Below are 1,101 nucleotides of genomic sequence, written 5' to 3' on the forward strand. Positions count from 1 at the left end.
CTCCAATGTGACGCTGAAGGTCAACGGCGAGGCGCAGCCGATCGCGGATAAGATCGGCAGATACCAGGTGCAGAAGGCGGAAGAGGGGACCGCGTACCGGTTCACCTTTGAGCCGCGCATCAGCGGCCGGATGTTCCGCTCCGTCACAGTGGGCGGCGCGGAGCCGGCACTGATCAGCGGAAATACCTACAGCTATGATTTCACGATGGGCAAAGAAGAGACCGCGCTGAACTTCACGTTTGAAGTGACGGACAAGAGCGTTCTGGGCCTGGTGGTCGGTTACGCGAAGGAGCGCATCGACGCGGGTGATGTGGAAGCTTTGGTGCCGGATGTAAAGACGCAGTTCATGGCGGCGTATAACACAGCGAAGGCTGTCAATGAGGATGCGGCCGCGACGCAGGCGGAGATCAACAAGGCGTGGAGCGACCTGCTGCACATGATCCATTACCTGGAGTTCCGTGCGGGAGACAAGGAAGACCTGCGCGATATGATCGCGATTGCGGAAGGCCTCCAGGAGGCGAACTACACCGCGGCAAGCTGGGCGGCCATGCAGGCAAAGCTGAGCGAAGCCAGGGCGGTGGAGCAGGACAAGAACGCGCTGGAAGAGGACGTCAAGACAGCGACGGAAGCATTGTATGACGCTGTTATGGCGCTGGAGTACACAACGAATTGGAGCGGGCTACAGAAGCTTCTGGCGGAGGCGGAGAAGATCGAAAGCATACTCGAGACGGAGTATCTGCCGATTGGACAGGACGCCTTTAAGGAAGCGCTGAAAGCAGCGAGAGAGCTGCCGGCGGATGCGACACAGGCACAGATCGACGCGGCGGCGAAGACGCTGGCCGCAGCGATTGCCAGCCTGCAGAAGATTCCGAACAAGGATGCGCTGAAGGCGATCCTGGACCGCACGGCAAATGTGGACCTGAGCGGCTACCCGGCGGCGAAGGTGGCGTACTACGAGGCCAGACGCGCCATCGCGGAGGATACCATGAACAATCCGCTGGCGACGCAGGCGGAGGTGGACAGCGCGTGTGACGGACTGCAGGATGCGTGGGATAAGCTGAACGACAACCACAACAGCAGTAAGCCGTCCGGCGGCGGTTC

At 60.8% G+C, this 1,101-nt stretch carries 1 pseudogene; it reads left to right on the forward strand.

Going from position 1 to position 1,101, the window contains the following annotated elements:
- A pseudogene (locus I4V53_RS13850) lies at nt 1-1,101 on the forward strand (FIVAR domain-containing protein); the annotation flags it as partial.

It is taken from the genome of Clostridium sp. D33t1_170424_F3 (assembly GCF_015667585.1).
GTDB lineage: Bacteria > Bacillota > Clostridia > Oscillospirales > Acutalibacteraceae > Anaeromassilibacillus.